This is a genomic window from Bacillus sp. JK106, from assembly GCF_053663355.1.
This window is the reverse complement of record NZ_JBSJQC010000002.1, coordinates 426,490-445,924: the sequence shown is the minus strand read 5'-3', so window position 1 is coordinate 445,924 and position 19,435 is coordinate 426,490. Positions and strand designations below refer to the sequence as shown.

Below are 19,435 nucleotides of genomic sequence, written 5' to 3'. Positions count from 1 at the left end.
AGCGCATTCAGTCTTCGTTATCTGTTTTATCATCAATCATTTGTTTGCTTCATATGCAGGCATGACGTCACCGCGGGAGAACAAGCCTATTTTCTTCACAAGGCCCTGTATTCCTTGGTGATGTGTACGATCACGGTTTACCAGCTGCTGATACGCGTTCATCAGACAGTCCAGTTCCTGGCTGTGCCTGATCGTGTCATATCCTGTAAACCCTTGCCTGTTAGCCGCATCTATCATCATTTTTCTTTTTTTATCAATAGATACAAGCAATTTTTCTTGTTCAGAATAACTGCCCATTCACTTCACCCCTCACCGCTAAAAGAATAGGAAACAAGTTTGATTGGGTTATTGAGCATTATTACAGATTATACTTTATTTGTAAACATTTTTTTACTAAATAACTTATTTTTTCATTTCATATTGGAATCTTTAGCATGAATACGAGAATAATACCCATTCAGGTAATGATATAAACAGAATGCGGCATATTCAAGATTTAAAAAACAGCCACAGCTGACTTTATATTACAATAAAAAACCTCTCATGCCGGCGGGGGCATGAGAGGTTCGGGCGTCTATCAGTTTTGCACACTTTCATTTTCGTAAATCGGCACCCAGCCCTCTGTCGTCACGAAAATTCGGATTGCGACGACCCGGCGGTCTTCCTGAAGCGTAAAGTAGTGGCGGATGTTCTCCGGAACTGAAATCAAATCTCCCGGATTTAAACGGACGTCGAAAAATGTGCCGTCTTTGCCTTGAATGACGAAGATGCCGTGTCCGCTGACGATAAAGCGGACTTCATCATCCGTGTGGTGATGTTCTCTTTGGAAATTTTTTAATAATTCATCAAGATTCGGCGTGGTATCTGATAAAGAAATGACATCCTGAGACTGATATCCGCGCCGGGCTGAAATATCCTGAATCTCCTTGTCAAACACTGCGAGAATCCTTTCTTTTTCATCTTCTGTCAGATTGTATTTCTCCGAAAGCTCAGACGGAAGTTTTTCAATGTTCCACTGCTCATAGATCACCTCTTGTTCGTCTAAGAAGCGCGCTACTTCTTCCTGTTTTTCAATGAGCGTATTCTTTTCGTCATGAATTCTGATGGTCGCCATTTTCTATTCCTCCTTTTATTTTACTAGCTGCGGCCGAAGTGACAGAAGCTTGAGGTGGCAGCTGAATAAAAATTCATAGGCTTCCAGCACCCTTTTCGCTTCAAATGCGGTCCGCCCCCATGCCGTAATGCCGTGATTGCGGATTAACACCGCGCCTGAGCCGGCGTCCGCATGGTGCGCGAAGCTTTCGGCTAATGCCGGGATGTGCGCCGGGTTGTCAATGATCGGAACGGTCACGGACGCGTTTTCCTCCCATAATCCGAGCGCCTTAATCATCTCCTGCCCCTGAAAAGTGATTTGTTTTTCATCCCCGTAAAGCTCTGAGATGACATTATTATTGACGGTATGGACATGCAGACAGCAGCCTGCGTCTGTCTTTTGGTATAAGTAAGTATGGAGAAGCGTTTCCGCTGAAGGTTTTAAAGAATGGCCGGTCTCAGCGGGCTTCCCGTTCTCATCGATTAAGAGAAAATCTTCGTCTGTTTCTTTTCGTTTGTCTTTTCCGCTCGCCGTAACGAGGAAAGTCAGCGGCGCGTCGGATACTTTGATGGAAAGATTCCCGCTCGTTGCCGGGAACCAGTCTCTTTCGGCCAGCTCGCGCTTTACCTCGGCAAGTTCGCGCCAGCGTTCTTCTTTTGCAGCCATGCCTGCACCTCCCCGATGTTTTCAATGCCTGTTCTCACCTCATGAAAATCTTGAAAAGGCAGATGCCGGAGGCCGAGTTCTTTGCATTCAGTCAAAAGATAATCTCTCGCAAAACACATATCGGATAACTTTGCAGCCTCGACATCCGTGACCGAATCACCGATCATAATGAGAAATTTCTGCTGATCGGACAGCTTCCGGATGACTGACGGTTTGCAGCAGCCGCATTGATTGGTGCAGCCTCCGTCACAGGCGTGCGGCCAGTCTATATGAATATATTCATTGTCAAAGGATGCATGATTGCAGAAAATCCGCTCCTTTTCTACGATCCCTTCCAAAAGCGGATGCACAAAAAAGTCCATTCCTCCGCTTACGATATAAAACGGGAGGCCGTTTGACCGGACAAACGAGACAAAATCCAAAAAGCCGTCCCGTATTTTCGCATCCTTCAGAATAAAGCCGGTCAGTTCTTCTTTTAAGCTGCTCGGCAGCAGTCCGAACATCCGGCCGACCCCTTCTTGGATTGATATGCTTTTAGACAGAACACCGTCTTTTAATTCAAGCCACTCAGGAGGCGCGAATTCTTTCATCATGCTGACAATGTTGTCGTTCATGGTGACCGTGCCGTCGAAATCACAAATAATCAGCGGTGTGCGGGTCATACGGCTTCCACCCTTCCCCATTTGTCTAATGCGAGCTGAAGATCTTTGCACGACGCGGCTTTTTCTTCAATCGGCTGCGCTTCAAGCACCGCATCAATGATGGCGCGGAACGCTTTTCCGCCGCCCTCGGCTCCTTTCGGATGGCCGTGAATGCCACCGCCGGCATTGATGATGTGATCGATGCCGAAATCGCGCATCAACAATGGCACCATACCGGGGTGAATGCCTGCTGACGGGACGGCAAACGACGGATGAAAGACATCGTCTTTTACACATTCATCATGGATTGCAAGCGCGGACTCCTTCGGAAGAGCAACGGATCCGTAAGGTGACGGAAATAAGCTGAAATCAGCGCCGCAATAGCGGTTCAGCTTGCCGAGCAAAAGCGCATGCGACAAGCCGTAAACGGGAGATGATGTGAACGCGCCGCTGACTGCCGGATGCGCCATGATCGGAAGCGGGATTTCCCTGTCTTCGGCAAGGCTCTGCATCACATCTAAACCGTAAGCGAACACATTCAATAAAAGCGCGTCCGCCCCGAGTTCTGCCGCGCGCCTCGCTTTATCCCGCAGTTCAGCGGTCCTTCCCGTAAGGTTTACGGCATACAGCGTTTTATGCCCCGTCTCCTCCCGGGTTTCCTTCAGGACTTGTTTTCCTGCGATAATGCGGGTTTCAAACGGAGCCAGTTCATTTTCAAAGAAAATTTCGTCATCTTTAATCAGATCCACGCCGCCGAGCGCCTGCTGTCTGAGCTGTTCTTTAATGTCGGCGAGATCCCGTCCGATCACGCCTTTAAATATGCTCATCAGAAGCGGTCTTTCAAATTCGCCCAGCAGTTTGCGGATGCCGTATATACCGAATTTCGGCCCGGGAAGGGAGCGTTTAAACCCTTCGGAAAATTCAAGATCAGTCAATTTTATTTTTCCGTCCAGTGACAGCTTTCCGAATACCGTCGTCAGGACGGCCGGAATATCTCTTGAAAAGTTCGCCTCAGGATAGGCGATAGTGATGACGGATTGTGTTTCGTTTTCTGAGGTTCCTTCTTTCTCCTCAACTTTTACGACCCGGCCTTTATGTTTTCTGAGCTGTTCCTGCTTCACCAGGGGCAGGTCAGTCCAGGAGCCTACCGTCAGCCCCGCCGCAATCTGTTCCGCCCGCTTTTCACTGTCCGTTGTGTTTGTCAGAAGATATGTTGCCAATACTTCGCTCATGCGTGAACGCCTCTCTTTCTTTCACAAAACATAAAAAAACCTCTTCCGTATGAGCAGAAAGAGGCTTCGTGTTATGTCCGAATCTTATCTCTCAGCTCCTGCTGCAAGAATTAGCACCGTGCTTTATCAGTCGGTTGCCGGGCTTCATCGGGCTCGTCCCTCTGCCTGCTCTTGATAAGAATAATGATTTTATAAAGTATTTTGAATTATCGCATTGTTATCCTGATATGTCAATGCTTTTTCAGGTGAAAAGATTCAGTTTCCCGATCCGTTCCGCAGCTTCTTTAAGTCTTTCTTCACTTGTCAGAAGACCGACTCTTATATAGCCTTCCCCCCATTTTCCGAACCCGTTTCCGGCAGCGACGGCGACATCCGCTTTCTCGAGCAGCAGATCTGAAAACGACTGTGACGTATAACCGTCGGGCACAGGGAGCCATGCAAAAAAGGAGCCCGCCGGAGCCGTCACATCCCAGCCGATACCGCGGCAGGCTTTAATCCATGCATTGCGTCTTGATTCATATCTGTCATTTTGCGCTGCGACGCATGCCTGATCCGCTAAAAGAGCGGCTGCCGCCGCCTGCTGCGCCGCGGGAAACAGGCTGACAAACATATGATCCTGATAAAGGTTGATCGCTTCGATAACAGAAGCGTTTCCGACGGCAAATCCGACCCGCCAGCCCGCCATATTATACGTTTTGGACAAGGTATAGATTTCGATTCCCGTCTCTTTTGCGCCTTCCGTCTGCAAAAAGCTCAGCGGTTTATGCCCGTCAAAACCGACGGCTCCGTACGCGAAATCATGAACGACACAAATGCCGTTTTGTTCCGCAAAACCGACCGTCTCCTCAAAAAACGCCTCAGTCGCCACAGCGCCGGTCGGATTATTCGGATAATTGAGATACAGCATCTTCGCCTCGCTCCGCACCTTTTCAGGAATTACGCTGTAATCAGGGAGAAACCCTCTTTCTTCCGTCAGCGGCATCATTTCCATTTTCGCTTTCGCAAGGGCGACGCCCGACCAGTAATCAGGATATCCGGGATCAGGCACCAGAATGGTATCTCCCGGGTTTAAAAGACATTGCGGAAGCTCAACAAGTCCCGCCTTGCCTCCGAACAGCACGGCGACTTCCGTTTCCGGATCAAGCGTGACCCCGTACTCCCTTTCATAAAATGCAGCGGCTGCTTTTTTGAAGCTGTAAGCGCCCCGGAATGAGGAGTATTTATGATTTTCCGGCCTTTCGACGGCACGCTTCATTTCTTCAACGATATGCTGAGGCGTCGGCTGATCAGGGTTTCCCTGCCCTAAATTGATGACGTCTCTGCCTTCTTTCAGCTTTTGATTCACTTTTTGCACCAATGATGCGAAAAATTGTTCCGGCAGCTGTTTGAGTACATCTGAGATTTCAAAGTTCATATTTTTCACCTTCTAAAAATGTCTTGAAATGATAGTCCATCATCATATATGGTTAAATAAAAAAAGTAAAGAGAAACTTGAGGTGTTAAAAAATGAAATGGACCGTTTCCTGTTTGCAATTTGATATTTCATACGGAAATCCTTCAGAAAATTTTAAAAAAGCAGAATCTTTGATTGAGCAAGAAAGCCGCCATGCGGATGTAATCGTGCTTCCTGAGTTGTGGACGACCGGCTATGATCTCACACGGCTAGACCAGCTGGCGGATGAAAACGGCAAAGTTTCGAAACAGTGGCTTAAAGAAACGGCAAAAACATACAACGTACACCTCGTTGCCGGATCTTTTGCGGTCAAAGAAGGCGAAGATGTCTATAACACCATGTACATCGCCGATAACAGCGGACAGATCGTGAAGCGGTATCAGAAAGCCCATCTGTTTCAGCTGATGGATGAACACCTTTACTTGTCAGCAGGAAACAGCGACGGTTCCTTTGAGCTTGACGGTGTCAAGTGCGCCGGGCTGATCTGCTATGATATCCGTTTCCCCGAATGGATCAGAAAGCATACGTCCCAGGGCGCGAATGTCCTGTTTATCTCTGCGGAATGGCCTCTGCCCCGCCTTGATCATTGGCGAAGCCTGCTTATCGCCAGAGCAATTGAAAACCAATGTTTTGTCGCAGCCTCTAACTGCACGGGGTCCAATCCCGATAATGAATTTGCCGGCCACAGCCTGATTATTGACCCGTGGGGCCGGATTTTAGCCGAAGGAGACCGGACGGAAGGCTCAGTCCGGGCGGAAATTGATGTGTCAGAAAGCGCGGCCGTCCGCGGAACCATTCCGGTTTTCCAAGACTTGCGGCGTGATTTATATTAATTTTCAAAAAAACGTTGACAAGAATATCCGGCACCTGCTAATATTTTCATCAACTGATTAATCCGAATTGTGATACAAATCAATATATTTTCTCTTATCGAGAGTTGGGCGAGGGAATTGGCCTTTTGACCCCAACAGCAACCGACCGTAATTCCATTGTGAAATGGGGCGCGTACATTTTGCGCCGAGACGATTGTCTCATAAGGCACGGTGCTAATTCCATCAGATGTTATCTGAGAGATAAGAGGCGGACTGCACTGTTTCAGCCTCCTTCTCTTTCAGAGAAGGAGGCTTTTTTTTCGGGCGTATTCTCCGTCACGATCTCTTACTGCCACTACATAATTGGAGGGTAAATCCATGTCAGCAACTAAAACAAGTCTTTATGAACAATTAACAGAAAGCTCCGCCGCCGCGTTAGCTGTCAAGCTCGGCTTATTCCAAAGCAAAAGCACTCTGACATGCCGTGAAATCGGCGACGGCAATTTAAATTACGTCTTCCATGTTTACGATAAAGAAAACCAAAAAGGACTGATTATCAAACAGGCGATTCCTTACGCGAAAGTCGTCGGTGAAAGCTGGCCGCTTACAATTGATCGGGCGAGAATCGAAAGCAGCGCCCTCATCCGCCAGGGCGAACACGTGCCGCACCTCGTTCCGGCCGTTTACTATTCCGATACTGAAATGGCCGTCACGGTAATGGAAGACCTCTCACATTTGCAGATTTCAAGAAAAGGGCTGCTGGAAGGGCAGCATTATCCGAACTTATCGGTTCATATCGGTGAATTTTTAGGGAAAACGCTTTTTTACTCATCCGATTATGCGCTCGATGCGAAAGTAAAGCAGCAGCTCGCAAAGCAGTTTACAAATCCTGAGCTTTGCAATATTACAGAAAGGCTTGTGTTTACAGAACCGTTTCTCGACCATGAGACAAACGATTTTGAAGAGGAGCTGCGCCCATACGCAGAAAAAGTTTGGAACAATTCCCGGCTGAAAGAAGGCGCTGACGAATTGAAAGCCATCTTTCTGAATTCCGCGGAAACATTGGTTCACGGCGATCTGCACACGGGAAGCATCTTCGCCGATGAACATGAAACAAAGGTGATTGATCCCGAGTTTGCTTTCTTCGGACCGATCGGGTTTGACATCGGCCAATTTATCGCCAATCTGCTGTTAAACGCCCTCAGCCGCGACGGTGACGACAGACAGCCGTTATATGACCATACTGCCGCCGTATGGGATACATTTGTGAAAACATTCAGTGAAGCATGGGAGAAAGACTGCCTGCCTTCCCGCAGACACCTGCTGGAAGACACACTGAAAAACGCGTTTGAAGAAGCGGTCGGTTTTGCGGGATGCGAATTGATCCGGCGCACGATCGGACTCGCCCATGTGGCTGACTTAGATGAAATCACTCCGTTTGACAAACGAATCGAACGGAAGAAGCTGGCGCTTGAGATCGGCGCCTATTATATCGAAAACAGAAAAGAACTGAAGCATATCACCGAGGTTCTGGACCAATTTAAGCTCCGTGTAAAGGAATGATGCAGCATGACCAATGAATTTGCCATCCCCCGTTCTGTGGAATGGAAAGAAACCTACATCCGCATTTTAAATCAGCAAAAGCTTCCCGACGTCACTGAATATGTGGAACTTGAAACAAAGGAAGATGTATTCGACGCGATTGTCACGCTGAAAGTAAGGGGCGCCCCGGCCATCGGTATAACCGCGGCGTTCGGACTCGCGCTCTCCGCCAAGTCATTTGAAGCCCGCGACCTTTCAGATTTCCGACGTCAGTTCGCGGATGTCAAAGCGTATTTAAACAGTTCGAGGCCCACTGCCGTCAACCTCGCGTGGGCGCTTGACAGACTGACGGATTCCATCAGGGATGCGATTTCAATCAATGAAGCGAAGACAACACTCGTTCATGAAGCCATTCAAATTCAGATTGAGGATGAAGAAACTTGCCGAATGATCGGCCAAAATGCGCTGCACCTTTTTAAAAAAGGCGACCAGATCATGACCATCTGCAATGCGGGCTCGATTGCTACAAGCCGGTACGGTACGGCGCTTGCTCCCTTTTACTTAGCGAAACAAAAAGACCTCGGCCTTCATATCTACGCATGTGAAACAAGACCCGTTCTCCAAGGATCACGGCTGACGGCGTGGGAGCTGATGCAGGGCGGAATTGATGTCACACTCATTACGGACAGCATGGCCGCCCATACAATGAAGGAAAAACATATTTCAGCAGTCATTGTCGGCGCTGACAGAATTGCTAAAAACGGAGATACGGCCAATAAAATCGGAACGTACGGCCTCGCTATTTTGGCAAACGCCTTTCAGATTCCGTTTTTTGTGGCCGCACCGCTTTCGACCTTTGACTTGCAGATTGAAAACGGCGATCAGATTCCGATTGAAGAAAGAGATCCGGATGAAGTCAGACAGATCTCAGGCATACGCACCGCTCCCGAAGATGTGCCGGTCTTCAATCCGGCCTTTGACATCACACCGGGCAGCCTGATTTCAGGCATAATCACCGAGAAAGGAATTGTGACCGGTTCTTACACGGAAGAAATTGAACAATTATTCGCTGACTGCCAGTTGAGCTGAAAAACCGCTGATGATGTTGCCTCAGGCAATGTCAGCGGTTTTTTTGTCTGCACAATGTAATCACTTCATCTTTTTGGGCGGCTGTAATGAGATGCATTTTAAAAAACAGCTCTGCATAACCGGCTATCTTTTGCGGACGGCTCATTTTCATCAGGCTTCGTCCTCCTTTTTCACCAGACCAACTTTTTTCACTTAATAAAATGATATGTCGGACGCGAAAAAACGGAACGTGCCATATGTTTTATTTTTCTTTATAGGATATTTGTTCGATGTTCAGCAGCACCGCTTTTACATCCGTCTTCGTGCCCGCGTATCCCGTTAAGGCGCTGTTTTTGCCGATTACCCGATGGCACGGGACAAAAATCGGCAGCCGGTTTCGTTTATTGGCTTGTCCGATGGCGCGCACCGCTTTCGGTTTTCCGATCGCTTCAGCCATATCGCCGTAGCTTCGGGATTCTCCGTAAGGAATCATCGTCAGCGCGTTCCATACCCTTTCCTGAAAGGGTGTGCCTTTTTGTCTCAGAGGCAGAGAGAATTGCTTTCTTTCTCCTGAAAAATATGATGCCAGCTGCTGTTTCGCCTCCGACAGCAAAGCGGTTTCGCACGGCTTTACGCCGGGCGCGTCTTTTTGCCATTCCTGAAAATCTTCCCCGGTGAGAAACAGGCCGGTAATAAAGCCCTCTTCCTCTGTTACGATAACGGTTCCAAACGGCGCTTTTACACTTGTAAAACAGATCATTCCCCGCTCCTTCTTTCTTCGGTATTCTGCCGGATCGGAAGCGTCAAATGAAAAACCGTGCCCTTCCCTTCTTCACTTTCCACATGAATGCGTCCCTGATGTTCTTCGATGATTTTATAGCTGACCATCAGACCGAGGCCCGTTCCCCTGTCTTTTGTCGTGTAAAATGGCTCGCCCAGACGTTTTAATTTGTCTTCGGAAATACCTGTTCCTTCATCTTGAAAAGAAATCAAAATGTGGTCTTGATCAGAAGGCTGGATGGTCACATAGATATTGCCGCCGCCCGGCATGACTTCAATGGCGTTTTTTAAAATATTGATAAACACCTGTTTTAATTGATTCGGTTCACAGTAAATCGGCGGGATGTTTCCGGTCAGGTTCAGATGAATCTGCACATTGACAAGATTGGCCTGGGCATTCAAAAGATCAGCCGTGTCTTTCATAATCTGCGTCACGTCTTTTTCTTCATATAATATCGCCTGAGGTTTCGCTAAAATTAAAAATTCAGTGATGATAGACTCGATGCGTTTTAATTCTGAGGTAATGACGTTAAAGTACAGAGAATATTCGCCTTCAATGCTTCCTTGAAGAAGCTGAATGAACCCTTTCAGCGCCGTCATCGGGTTTCTGATTTCGTGGGCGATGCCCGCCGCCAGCTCCCCTACAACATGAAGAGTGTCGGATTTCCGCAGCCTCTCTTCAAGCTCTTTGGCCTCTGTGACATCTTTAAAGATGGCCAGATTCATATTTTGAATGATATTTCTTTTGAAGGAGAATTCCAGTTTGCGGCTGTCACTGCTGCTTAACAGGAAGGGGATTTCATTATCCATTCCTTCTAAATCAATCTTTCTGGCGGGAACACCCGCGTTTTCAATATCAAATAAAGAAAGAATATCCGGAACGGTGTACGCTCTCAGCTCCTCATCCGGCATGCCGAGTATACGGCTTGCGAGAGGATTCGCGTCAATAATACGGAATTGGTTGTCAAATAAGACCTTGCCGTCCATTGAGCCGTTGAATACTTTTCTGAATTTCAGCTCGCTTTCCCGCAATTCTTTTTCCATCCGCTTACGATCGCTGACATTTCTTAAAATGGTTAAATGCTGACCTTCAAGTATGGTTCGTTTTGATGTGAACTCAAGCTCTTTGTATTGGCCGTTTGCCATCTGAAACAGCATCTCTTCACGGATTTCCCCGTATTTTTCATATTTCTTCTTAATCTGCTTGTATTTTTTCTGCGGATCAACGATAAACGTACATAAATTCGTCTCCACCAGCTTATCCATCGGCAGTTCGAAAATGCGGCACGCCGATTCGTTTGCTTTGGCAATCTTTCCGTCATCAGACCAAATGACAATCGCGTCCATGGCGTTTTCAAAAATTTCGCGGAATCGCTCTTCGCTTTTAAAGAGTTTCAATTCCATCAGCCGTTTCTCTGTTATGTCTCTCATAATGGACATGTAGAACCCGCTGATTAAGTTGGACGTAATCGTAAATTCAAACAGCTTCTCTTCGCCGGACCGAAGCTTGACGGGCAGTTCTCCTTTGGCGTTTCCTTTTCTGCGGAGGGTTTCCCAGATTTCTTTCAGATGCTTTTTGTTTTCTCCGTCGGTAAAATGGCGGAGCGACAGATGGGACAATTCATTCTGGCCGATCTCAAAGCTTTTGCAAAAAGAGAGGTTCGCATCAATAAACCCGCCGTCCTTATCAAACAGCACGATGCCGTCGACAGCCCTGTCAAACAAATCTTTAAACAGCTGCTCGTTCATGGAGAATTCGCGCTCTAATATTTTTTTAGAGGAGATGTCCCTCATCACCACAAAAAAATAATCCTCCCCAATTCCGTCTCTGGCGAGGAATTCAATGTATTTCGTCGCGCCGCTGTCAAGCTTAATCGGCACCTCTTTCCACAGATGGCCTTTTTTTAAAAACCTTTTCACGGCCTTATTCAGTTCTTCCTGAGGCACGGAATATAAAAAGTCCAGGACGGAGCGGTTAATAAGGCTCTCTGCCTCAATCTGCATCATCCGGGCCGCAGCCTCGTTCGCCTGGACGATTTTCATTTCCTTACGGCATATAAAAATGGCATCAAGCGTGTTATTCATAATCACATGATACCGGTTCAATTCACTCTTCAGGCGGTCATTTTCCTCTTTCATCCTCTTCAGCTGCTCTTTCAGCGACTCGTTTGTTTGCAAATCCAGAGTTTCAGCCATTCAGTACACTCCTTCTTCAAAAACCTATCCCTCAATATTTCTACAAAATACCTCATCTTCCTTCATTCGCCCTATACATTTCAGAAAATTTCAATGATATGACAAGTTAAAGTCTTTTTCTACGATCCTTACCTCCCCGTTACATCATCCTAACAATCCCTTTTTTCCTCCTTCAATTTTTTGTTTTTTATTTTAAAATGAACACCAACAGGAAATAATCATGCAGTGGATGATTTTTGAAGAGAAGGTGATGCTATGACAAAATCGCGAGACAGTTACTTTGACAACGCCAAGTTTATCTTGATTTTTCTGGTGGTGTTCGGCCATATCCTCCGGTCATTTATTAACGGAAATGAGTTTATGCTCCATCTCTACAAATTCATTTATACTTTTCATATGCCGGCCTTTATCCTGGTTTCCGGCTATTTCGCAAAAAACTTTAAGCGGAAAGGTTATGTGAAGAAGCTGGCTGTGAAGCTGATTATTCCGTACCTGATTTTTCAGGGCATTTACTCGGTTTTTTACTACTTGATTCAGGATGAAAGCATGACAAGCGTCAATCCGATTGATCCGCAATGGTCTCTCTGGTTTTTAGTCAGCTTATTCTTTTGGAATCTGCTGCTTTATCCCTTTACGAAGCTGCCGAAAATGTGGGCGCTTGGTGTGAGCTGCGGGCTTGCCGTCATGATTGGGTATCTTGATTTTATCAGCAGCACGCTGAGTCTTTCACGGACGTTTGTCTTTCTTCCGATGTTCCTCGTCGGGTTTTATTTGAAAAAACAGCACTTTGATTTACTTCGGGCTAAAAGGGGCAGGCAGATTGCCGCGGGCGTACTGGGGATTGTTTTCCTCTTATGCTGGTGCATTGATTTTGATTACTCGTGGCTGTTCGGATCGGAGCCTTATTCTACATTCGGCACAGTGTCGCTGTTGAGCGGTCTGTCACGGATCGGCTGGTATGTTTTGGCCTTTGCCGCCACTTTCAGCTTTTTGGCGCTCGTTCCGCAAAAGCGTTATTTCTTTACGAAATGGGGTACGAGAACGTTTTACGTGTATCTGCTGCATGGATTCATTATAAAAACGCTGCGGCAGATCGGGCTTGAAGATCACTTGTCTGATTATCAGAATTTAGTCATACTCTTAATGTTAACGGCCGCTCTTACGTCCATTCTCTCCAGCAATGCGGTGAAAACGGCTGCACAGCCGTTTATTGAGCTGCGGATAACAGGCTTGCTTGAAGCGGTGAAAGGAACAAGAAACGGTGCTTATTCGAAATAATAAAATACCTCTTAAGCGTTATCGCTTAAGAGGTATTTTTTATTTTTTGCCGTCTTCTTTTTTCTTCGGCTTCGTCTGTTCAAGCGTTTCAATCCATTTTCCGGCGTTATAATCACCGAGCTCGCTTGAAAACTCTTCTTCAAGCAATTTAGGGTCCATCGGCTTTTTATGGTTTTGCATGTCTTTGCTGTGGCGGTTTTTTTTCGTCATGTTACTCGCCTCCTTGTTTGCCGTGTTTTGATTTGCGGTTTGCGCCTCTCAGTCCGGGATCACCGTCGTATTGTGTTTTGTATGCATTTTTATCCATGCTCTCAGTCGGTGTGTTGTTGTTGGTCAAAGCTTCATTCTTCGCTGCTTTGCGTTTCATTTGATTTCCTCCTTCTGTCAGCAAATCTGTTTTGAATTCATTAAGCATTTTTTTTAAGTCGCGCACTGTCACGTGTTTGGCCTCATCAATGAGTTCATAGCCGATCTGTCCGTTCGGCTCAAGCAGCACATATTTAAAATCTTGAATGTCTCCGAGGCCTTCCTGCCTGATCCTCATTGACAGCTGGTCTTCGGTAAAACGCATTTTTTTTAAGTTTTCCGGGATGATTTTTCCGTTTCTGACAACGGCGACGGTTTTTCCTGAAAATAAAAACTCAAAAAAGCTTGATTTGATTTCTAAATATTCCATCAGGATCAGTACCGCAATAAAAATCGCCGCCGCGAAAATAGTTTCCCATAAATTATGTTCAATAAACGGCTGAATAATAATCGAACCGATCGAAATCATGATGACTGTTTGGGTCACCGACAGCTGGCTGATTGATTTCCGTCCGGCGATCCGCAATAAAAAGGTACCGACCGCTATCATAACTACCGACTTCCAAAATACGGCAAACAATGACGTCACCTCTTTACAAGTAGAATCTCCAAAGAAACTGTTTCCACTCATCCATTTTACGGCAATAAAAAAACACCGCTTTCTGAAAAGCGGTGTCAGCCGATAATCATTCTTTCCTTCGGATAATGATAATTTGCTTCGATTTCTTTTCGGCCGATCAAATAAAGGAACGTCAAAATGCCGATCCGGCCGATAAACATCACAATCATGATCACACATTTTCCGATGTCGCTTAAATGCGGAGTAATCCCGAGCGACAGGCCGGTCGTTCCGAAAGCGGAACACACTTCAAAAAGCAGTCCGAGCAGCGTCTGGTTTGTCTCCGTCACGGCCAGAATCAGCGTCGACCCGAACACGAGCAGAATCGCCATCATCGTAACGACCAGCGACTTCATGACATCAGCCTGATGAAGCTCGCGTTTAAAGACCTTGACCGCTTTATTCCCTCTGGCAAAATGAAACAGAGCAAGAAGGTTAAGCGCAAACGTCGTCGTACGGATTCCGCCGCCGACCGAGCTCGGTGATGCGCCGATAAACATGAGGGCACAGATGAAAAATAATGTCGGCGCTGACAGCTGGCTGATATCAATTGTCGCAAGCCCGCCGCTTCGTGTAGCGGTTGATTGAAAGAGACATAAAAATAAAACATCATGCCAGCTTTTCCCCTTCATAACATGGCTTGCTTCAAGCGCGTAAATGCCCACGGCTCCGAACAAAACGAGCATTCCGAACGTAACGGTCGTAATTTTCGTAAACAGCGTGAATGAGTATCTGCGCTGTTTTGAAAACAAAAAGTCCTTTACTTCTACGAGCACCGGAAAACCGATCGCACCGAAAATAATCAGAAGCATCGTAATAAACTGCACGAAATAGTCATGTCTGAACGGGACGAGTGAATTTCCCGTAATATCAAAACCGCCGTTTGTCGTGGCGCTGACACTCGCAAAGAATCCGTGCAAGTACGCCTGTTCAAACGAATCATAATACGTTAAAAAATATGTTCCTAAGATGATGCCGCCTAAAAACTCGATTAATAAAATCAAAAACAGCACTTGCTTCATCAGGTTGACGATACCGGAAAACTGCGATTGGTTCTGATCCACCATGATGAGCTTCCGTTCCCTAAGACCGATCCGTTTGCCCATAATGAGCCAGACGAATGTTCCGAGCGTCATAATGCCGATTCCGCCGAATTGAAGCACGAAAGCCAAAATGACAATCCCGGCCGTGCTGAATGTATCAGCCGTGTTGACGACCGTTAAACCGGTGACACTGACTGAGCTGACAGCCGTAAACAGCGCGTCTATAAACGACCAGCTGGCCCCTTGTTTGTGGGCGGCCGGCAGACTTAGCAAAATAAATGCCACCGTCACAGCAAGAAAATAATATAATGCAATCAGCTGTGCAGGCGACAAGATCTGTATGAATTTTTTCAGTTTTAATTTCATAAGATAGTTCCTTCTGCCTCTCAAATGTAGTACGTAATTATTCTAATGATATTGGGAGAATTTTTAAAGGTCTTTTTAGAAAGATTTTTCATTACCTTATGTAATTTGCCGATCTTTAAACAAAAAAACCTCTGAAACGATTGTCAGAGGTTTTGTTTATTATTTTGCTTCCAGCCTGCGGATACGCTCATCGAGATCAGGGTGTGTGGAGAACAGTGACGAATGCTTTTTGCCGTTAATTTTTAACGTCTGCACCGCCGTCTGGTCTTCTTCATTCACATGTCCTGTATAAGACTTCAGCGTACGCAGAGCGTGAATCATTTTATCCTTGCCGGCAAGGTCTGCACCGCCGCGGTCAGCGTGAAACTCTCTGTGCCGCGAGTAGGCGAAGACGACAAGACTGCCGAGAATGGAAAAGATAATCTGAAATACGATCATCGCGATAAAATGCACGACCGGTGCGAGGTCTTCTTTGACAAAGCGGCTTGCAACCCATGCCGCGATTCGGGAAAGGAATACGACGAACGTATTGACGATTCCCTGCAGCAGCGTCATCGTGACCATATCACCGTTTGTGATGTGTGCGACTTCATGGGCAAGAACCCCTTCCACCGCAGCATCATCCATCTGCTGCAATAAACCTGAAGAAACCGCGACAAGCGAACGGCGCTTAGAAGGTCCGGTCGCAAAAGCATTGACTTCCGGGGAATGATAAATGCCGACTTCAGGCATTTTCGTCATCCCTGCGGCACGGGACAATCTGTGCACACGGTCAACCAATTGCTGTTCTTCATAGCTGAGTGACTGTTTCTTCGGATTTAACACCCGGACGCCCATCATCGTTTTGGCCATCCATCTGGACATTCCGAGAGAAATAAAAGAACCGACAAAACCGACGACAAGACTGAACACGAGCAATGCCATCAGATCAATGCGGCCATTTTGTATATACGAGCCGACACCGGTAACGCTTGTAATAATCGTAAGCACAATTCCGATTGTCGTAATGACCAAAAGGTTCGTTAAAATAAACAGAAATATTCTTTTCGCCATAATTACCTCCGTCTTTTTTAAGATCAAAAGAACTTATTTAATTAAATTATAAATGATCTGTTTGAAAATGCAACAATTTCGACGTATGATGTTAATGTAATTCTCAGTGATATTAGAAAGTGAACACGTAATCAATCAGAGGTGAACCATGAACACGTTTAAACTGACCCGAACTGATATGGTCCGGCTTCTTTACGCGTTAAAAGGCCAAGGAGACGCAACTCCTCTCCAAATCTTATTGCAATCAGCGGATATGACATTGGATGAAGCGGAAAGCCGTCTGCATATCCCTGAATTTCTGACGAGATTCGAACGAAAAAAAGAGAAAAAGGAATACGGGCTTTCAACTAACGAGATTGTCGAGCTGGGAAATCTGTGCGAGCTGACGTCTTTAAAATCAACCGCCGTCCAAAACTGGGTGAAACGCGATATTAAAGATTTAATCGGCCACCCCTTACTCGGCAAAAAATATACAATTGAACAAGCTGTCATCCTTCTCATTGTACGTGATTTAAAATCAATTTATGACTTCGAACATATACGCGGCATATTAAAAATCGCTTTTAACACGATCACAGACAGATCAGACGACGTCATCAGCCCGATCAGCTACTATGAAAGCTGCGCCCAAGTGATTGATTATCTTCATCATAAGGCAAACCCGCCGATGAAGGAAACGAGCCTGCAGGAGCTCGTCGAAGAGCAGACGGACAAGCTCAAAGGCTGCTTTAAAGAACTCGGAAGCGGACAATGGAACGATATCAGATCCATCATCGCGGTCACGGTGCTCTCCGTTTTGACTTTCCATATTCAAGCCTCAGCCTACAAAATGACCAGCCATTTATTATAATTCATAACGCTTCTTCGCCCCGGTGTCTGCGCCGGGGTTTTTTGCTGTACAACAATTGCCAGCATAATCAATACCGTTCCGTTTGAAACTAAAATGCGTAAACACATCTTGCCAGAGAAAAGGAGATGAAAAAGATGGCGAGCAGAAATAAACTCTTAGTTCCAGGGGCTGAGCAGGCACTTGACCAATTTAAATACGAAGTGGCTCAAGAATTCGGCGTGAACCTTAGCTCTGATACAGCAGCACGCGCAAACGGCTCTGTAGGCGGGGAAATGACAAAACGTCTTGTACAGCAGGCTCAATCACAATTAAACGGGAAAAATCAATAATGCAGCTTATTCGCCGGGACTTCTCGGCGAATTTTGATATTTTTCGGCATTCTCCTTTCCGTGCCGGTAGCCGTTCGGATTCCTGCGGTCTGACGAATCTTCATGATGCCGATAGGAGTCCCAATGTTCATTGCGATCATGATTCCGCTGATTCCAGTAATGATTGTAATACTTTTGCTTAGGCTCTTTGTCATTTCCGTTTTCCTGAGGATTTTGTGTTGGGGGCTGCTCTGTTTCCCCATCTTGTTCCTTCTGTGTGTTTTCTTCTGATCCGGAAGCTGCATTTTTGTCGGTTTGCTGACTGCCGTCCTGACTGTCCGGCTTCGCTTCTTCCGTGCCGGGCGCTGTTTCATTGTTTTCCGGCTTCTCTGCTGCCTTTTCTTCATCAGGAGCTGTCTTTTCATCAGCCGCCGGCTTTTCTGTGTCCGGCTGCTTGCTTTGATCAGCGTCTGTTTCGGTATCTTTCTGATCTGTTTCATTGCTGTCGGTTTGCTTTTCAGACTGTTTTTCTTCTGTTTTCTTTTCGTTTCTTCTTATGTAGCTGCCTGTTGACATCCCTTCCTGTTTTGCTTTTTCTCTTGTTTCCATATCAGATTCAAGCGATTGGACCTGGTAGGTGCCCTTATATTTTTCAGTCATGTCAGCCAGCTGTTTTTTAACGCCTTTTTTATATGTATTGTCATCTGTATTTTCATAAACCGTGGAAATTAAAATCTCTTTTGATTCCTTTACATATCCATGCTTGCTGCAATCGGTAATAATATTACTGATGACTTCCTTAAAATCGCTGCTTTTCCAATCTCCGATATCACTGATGACCTGTTTGGCGTCATGGTTCAGCGGTGTCAGTTCAATGACTTCATATTTGCTGTTTAAAGCCATTTCAATGCTGGGATTAATGTCAAGCGTCATATACGCGTAAGCTTTGTTATCAGAAAAAACCGGGAGCAAAATTAAAATAAACAAAATAATAGCAGTCATCGTAAACACTCCCAATTTAAAAGGGCGCAGTTTCAGAAAATCAAAAAAGCTGGCCCTTCTTCCCATACGCGTTTCGCCTTCGAACGTAATTTCCTCTCCGATTTCACAAGTGCGGTGATCATTTTTTGTTTTTAAAAATTGTCCGTCAGGGGTTAGCAACGTGACGAATTTTTTATTTTTCTCTACTATGATCCCTCTTCTCATGAGTGCAACACCCCTTTAAGATAATCTTTTAAATAAATATAATCACCTGTAATAATAATACTCATGGCGATGATATATTTTCGGTTCCGTTCGATCGTTTTTCTGCTGACCGATACGAGCTGCTCCAGCTGTTTGACAGGAAGCTGTTTTTTCTGGTGCAAAATGGACGCCAGCTCTTCATTTTCAACAAGCGTATAGGCTACCTTAATCGCATTCTGCCTCGCATCTGTATGCTTCGGCGATTGTTCCAGCAGCTCTTTAAAAGACAGGCCGTATTCTTTCAGCTGCTTCTGAAAAAAAAGAATTTCTTCCCGGCGCTGTTCCTGCTCTATCTGTTTGCGGTATTCATCAATGGAAAGCTCCGCTTCGATAAGGCTCTGCGAAGATTCCTGGTCGTCGCCTTCCTGCACATCCATATTGATATGCTGAGCGGTTCTTGCTTCTTTTCTGATATAGTCTATCACTTTTCTTTTTATAATCAGCTCTGCAAATGCAAGCAGCGAATTACCTTTTTCAGCCGAATACTTTTCAATGGCTTCGTTAAACGCGATCAGCCCGATGCTGAATTCGTCGTCTTTTTCATCTATATATCGTTTACAAACGGATGAAACCGTCTTCGCGATAAAAGGCTTATATTGCTGTATTAAATCGTTCTGCAGATCTTTGTCGCCTTTTTGTATTTTTTCAACAGATGTTTCAAGCGTTTGCTTCTTTTTTCCCAATTTAAACAAAAGGCTAAGCACTGGTTTCACCTCAGTTCCTCCCTATAACTACTCATAATCATAGCTAATTTAGTAGGGATTCGCAAAGGAAGAAAAAGAGAAATCGATTTCATTTGTCTCAATTATGACAAGCCAATAAGACGTACTATACATGATTTCGTGCCCCCATGCAGAATTAAGGGGGTTTTCTCTGTGTTTTTT

The 19,435-nt window shown here is 45.8% G+C and carries 20 protein-coding genes and 2 riboswitches; of the genes, 6 read left to right on the top strand and 14 right to left on the bottom strand.

The genetic code is table 11. The annotated features are described in order from the left end of the window. Nucleotides 1-36: 36 nt before the first annotated feature. The 6 genes from ACWJJS_RS07890 to ACWJJS_RS07865 form a co-directional block, all read right to left on the bottom strand. Nucleotides 37-297 carry an aspartyl-phosphate phosphatase Spo0E family protein gene (locus ACWJJS_RS07890; RefSeq protein WP_003154690.1) on the bottom strand — a complete coding sequence of 87 codons (261 nt, stop codon included), beginning with the start codon at nt 295-297 and terminating at the stop codon, nt 37-39. A gap of 280 nt (nt 298-577) precedes the next feature. Beyond that, entirely contained in the window at nt 578-1,114 is a 537-nt protein-coding gene (locus tag ACWJJS_RS07885; RefSeq protein WP_069473373.1) for a 1,2-dihydroxy-3-keto-5-methylthiopentene dioxygenase, read from the bottom strand. A 15-nt stretch (nt 1,115-1,129) separates the two neighbouring features. After that, nucleotides 1,130-1,759: a methylthioribulose 1-phosphate dehydratase gene (locus ACWJJS_RS07880; protein ID WP_069473372.1), complete on the bottom strand. Its 630-nt coding sequence runs from the start codon at nt 1,757-1,759 to the stop codon at nt 1,130-1,132. Continuing rightward, nucleotides 1,717-2,421 carry a 2-hydroxy-3-keto-5-methylthiopentenyl-1-phosphate phosphatase gene (gene mtnX / locus ACWJJS_RS07875; RefSeq protein WP_146283587.1) on the bottom strand — a complete coding sequence of 235 codons (705 nt, stop codon included), beginning with the start codon at nt 2,419-2,421 and terminating at the stop codon, nt 1,717-1,719. Before mtnX ends, ACWJJS_RS07880 begins: the two co-directional genes overlap by 43 nt. Next, entirely contained in the window at nt 2,418-3,632 is a 1,215-nt protein-coding gene (gene mtnW / locus ACWJJS_RS07870) for a 2,3-diketo-5-methylthiopentyl-1-phosphate enolase (protein WP_146283588.1), read from the bottom strand. The genes mtnX and mtnW overlap by 4 nt, the downstream gene beginning before the upstream one ends. Nucleotides 3,633-3,713: 81 nt before the next feature. Next, a riboswitch (SAM riboswitch) is annotated at nt 3,714-3,813 on the bottom strand. Nucleotides 3,814-3,873: 60 nt separating this feature from the next. Next, nucleotides 3,874-5,046, bottom strand: coding sequence for a pyridoxal phosphate-dependent aminotransferase (locus ACWJJS_RS07865; protein ID WP_094246995.1), 1,173 nt, complete (start codon nt 5,044-5,046; stop codon nt 3,874-3,876). A 92-nt stretch (nt 5,047-5,138) separates the two neighbouring features. Here ACWJJS_RS07865 and ACWJJS_RS07860 point away from each other — a divergent pair, with 92 nt between their 5' ends. The 3 genes from ACWJJS_RS07860 to mtnA all read left to right on the top strand — a co-directional run bounded on the left by ACWJJS_RS07860 (nt 5,139) and on the right by mtnA (nt 8,528). Beyond that, nucleotides 5,139-5,918 carry a carbon-nitrogen family hydrolase gene (locus ACWJJS_RS07860; RefSeq protein WP_167860087.1) on the top strand — a complete coding sequence of 260 codons (780 nt, stop codon included), beginning with the start codon at nt 5,139-5,141 and terminating at the stop codon, nt 5,916-5,918. Between the two features lie 91 nt (nt 5,919-6,009). Continuing rightward, nucleotides 6,010-6,165, top strand: a riboswitch (SAM riboswitch). Nucleotides 6,166-6,275: 110 nt separating this feature from the next. Continuing rightward, nucleotides 6,276-7,460 carry an S-methyl-5-thioribose kinase gene (mtnK, locus tag ACWJJS_RS07855; RefSeq protein WP_003154703.1) on the top strand — a complete coding sequence of 395 codons (1,185 nt, stop codon included), beginning with the start codon at nt 6,276-6,278 and terminating at the stop codon, nt 7,458-7,460. Between the two features lie 6 nt (nt 7,461-7,466). Then, on the top strand, nt 7,467-8,528 hold the full coding sequence (gene mtnA, locus ACWJJS_RS07850; protein ID WP_003154704.1) for an S-methyl-5-thioribose-1-phosphate isomerase: 1,062 nt from the start codon (nt 7,467-7,469) through the stop codon (nt 8,526-8,528). Between the two features lie 241 nt (nt 8,529-8,769). Here mtnA and ACWJJS_RS07845 read toward each other — a convergent pair whose 3' ends face one another. Together ACWJJS_RS07845 and ACWJJS_RS07840 are read right to left on the bottom strand one after the other, a co-directional pair. Continuing rightward, on the bottom strand, nt 8,770-9,267 hold the full coding sequence (locus ACWJJS_RS07845) for a methylated-DNA--[protein]-cysteine S-methyltransferase (RefSeq protein ID WP_077722126.1): 498 nt from the start codon (nt 9,265-9,267) through the stop codon (nt 8,770-8,772). Further along, nucleotides 9,264-11,483: a PAS domain-containing sensor histidine kinase gene (locus ACWJJS_RS07840; protein WP_070081716.1), complete on the bottom strand. Its 2,220-nt coding sequence runs from the start codon at nt 11,481-11,483 to the stop codon at nt 9,264-9,266. The genes ACWJJS_RS07845 and ACWJJS_RS07840 overlap by 4 nt, the downstream gene beginning before the upstream one ends. Before the next feature lie 255 nt (nt 11,484-11,738). Here ACWJJS_RS07840 and ACWJJS_RS07835 point away from each other — a divergent pair, with 255 nt between their 5' ends. Continuing rightward, entirely contained in the window at nt 11,739-12,761 is a 1,023-nt protein-coding gene (locus tag ACWJJS_RS07835; protein ID WP_071391925.1) for an acyltransferase family protein, read from the top strand. Between the two features lie 39 nt (nt 12,762-12,800). Here ACWJJS_RS07835 and ACWJJS_RS07830 read toward each other — a convergent pair whose 3' ends face one another. The 4 genes from ACWJJS_RS07830 to htpX form a co-directional block, all read right to left on the bottom strand. Continuing rightward, nucleotides 12,801-12,971, bottom strand: a complete 171-nt coding sequence (locus ACWJJS_RS07830; protein WP_003154711.1) for a hypothetical protein — start codon at nt 12,969-12,971, stop codon at nt 12,801-12,803. A 1-nt stretch (nt 12,972) separates the two neighbouring features. Beyond that, a complete protein-coding gene (locus ACWJJS_RS07825) occupies nt 12,973-13,647 on the bottom strand; it encodes a DUF421 domain-containing protein (protein WP_326374949.1) in 675 nt (224 codons plus the stop codon). A gap of 95 nt (nt 13,648-13,742) precedes the next feature. Then, nucleotides 13,743-15,095 carry a TrkH family potassium uptake protein gene (locus ACWJJS_RS07820; RefSeq protein ID WP_032871309.1) on the bottom strand — a complete coding sequence of 451 codons (1,353 nt, stop codon included), beginning with the start codon at nt 15,093-15,095 and terminating at the stop codon, nt 13,743-13,745. Nucleotides 15,096-15,254: 159 nt separating this feature from the next. Beyond that, nucleotides 15,255-16,148, bottom strand: coding sequence for a protease HtpX (htpX, locus tag ACWJJS_RS07815; protein ID WP_007407207.1), 894 nt, complete (start codon nt 16,146-16,148; stop codon nt 15,255-15,257). A gap of 148 nt (nt 16,149-16,296) precedes the next feature. Between htpX and ACWJJS_RS07810 the strand changes: the two genes are divergently transcribed. Both ACWJJS_RS07810 and ACWJJS_RS07805 read left to right on the top strand, forming a co-directional pair. After that, the gene (locus ACWJJS_RS07810) at nt 16,297-16,998 is read left to right on the top strand and encodes a DUF1836 domain-containing protein (protein ID WP_025851714.1); all 702 of its coding nucleotides are present in this window, start codon (nt 16,297-16,299) and stop codon (nt 16,996-16,998) included. 134 nt (nt 16,999-17,132) lie between these two features. Next, the gene (locus ACWJJS_RS07805) at nt 17,133-17,327 is read left to right on the top strand and encodes an alpha/beta-type small acid-soluble spore protein (protein WP_003154717.1); all 195 of its coding nucleotides are present in this window, start codon (nt 17,133-17,135) and stop codon (nt 17,325-17,327) included. Nucleotides 17,328-17,333: 6 nt separating this feature from the next. Here ACWJJS_RS07805 and ACWJJS_RS07800 read toward each other — a convergent pair whose 3' ends face one another. Then, a complete protein-coding gene (locus tag ACWJJS_RS07800; RefSeq protein ID WP_070081713.1) occupies nt 17,334-18,512 on the bottom strand; it encodes an anti-sigma-I factor RsgI family protein in 1,179 nt (392 codons plus the stop codon). Next, nucleotides 18,509-19,264: an RNA polymerase sigma factor SigI gene (gene sigI, locus ACWJJS_RS07795; RefSeq protein WP_003154719.1), complete on the bottom strand. Its 756-nt coding sequence runs from the start codon at nt 19,262-19,264 to the stop codon at nt 18,509-18,511. Before sigI ends, ACWJJS_RS07800 begins: the two co-directional genes overlap by 4 nt. Nucleotides 19,265-19,435: the final 171 nt, after the last annotated feature.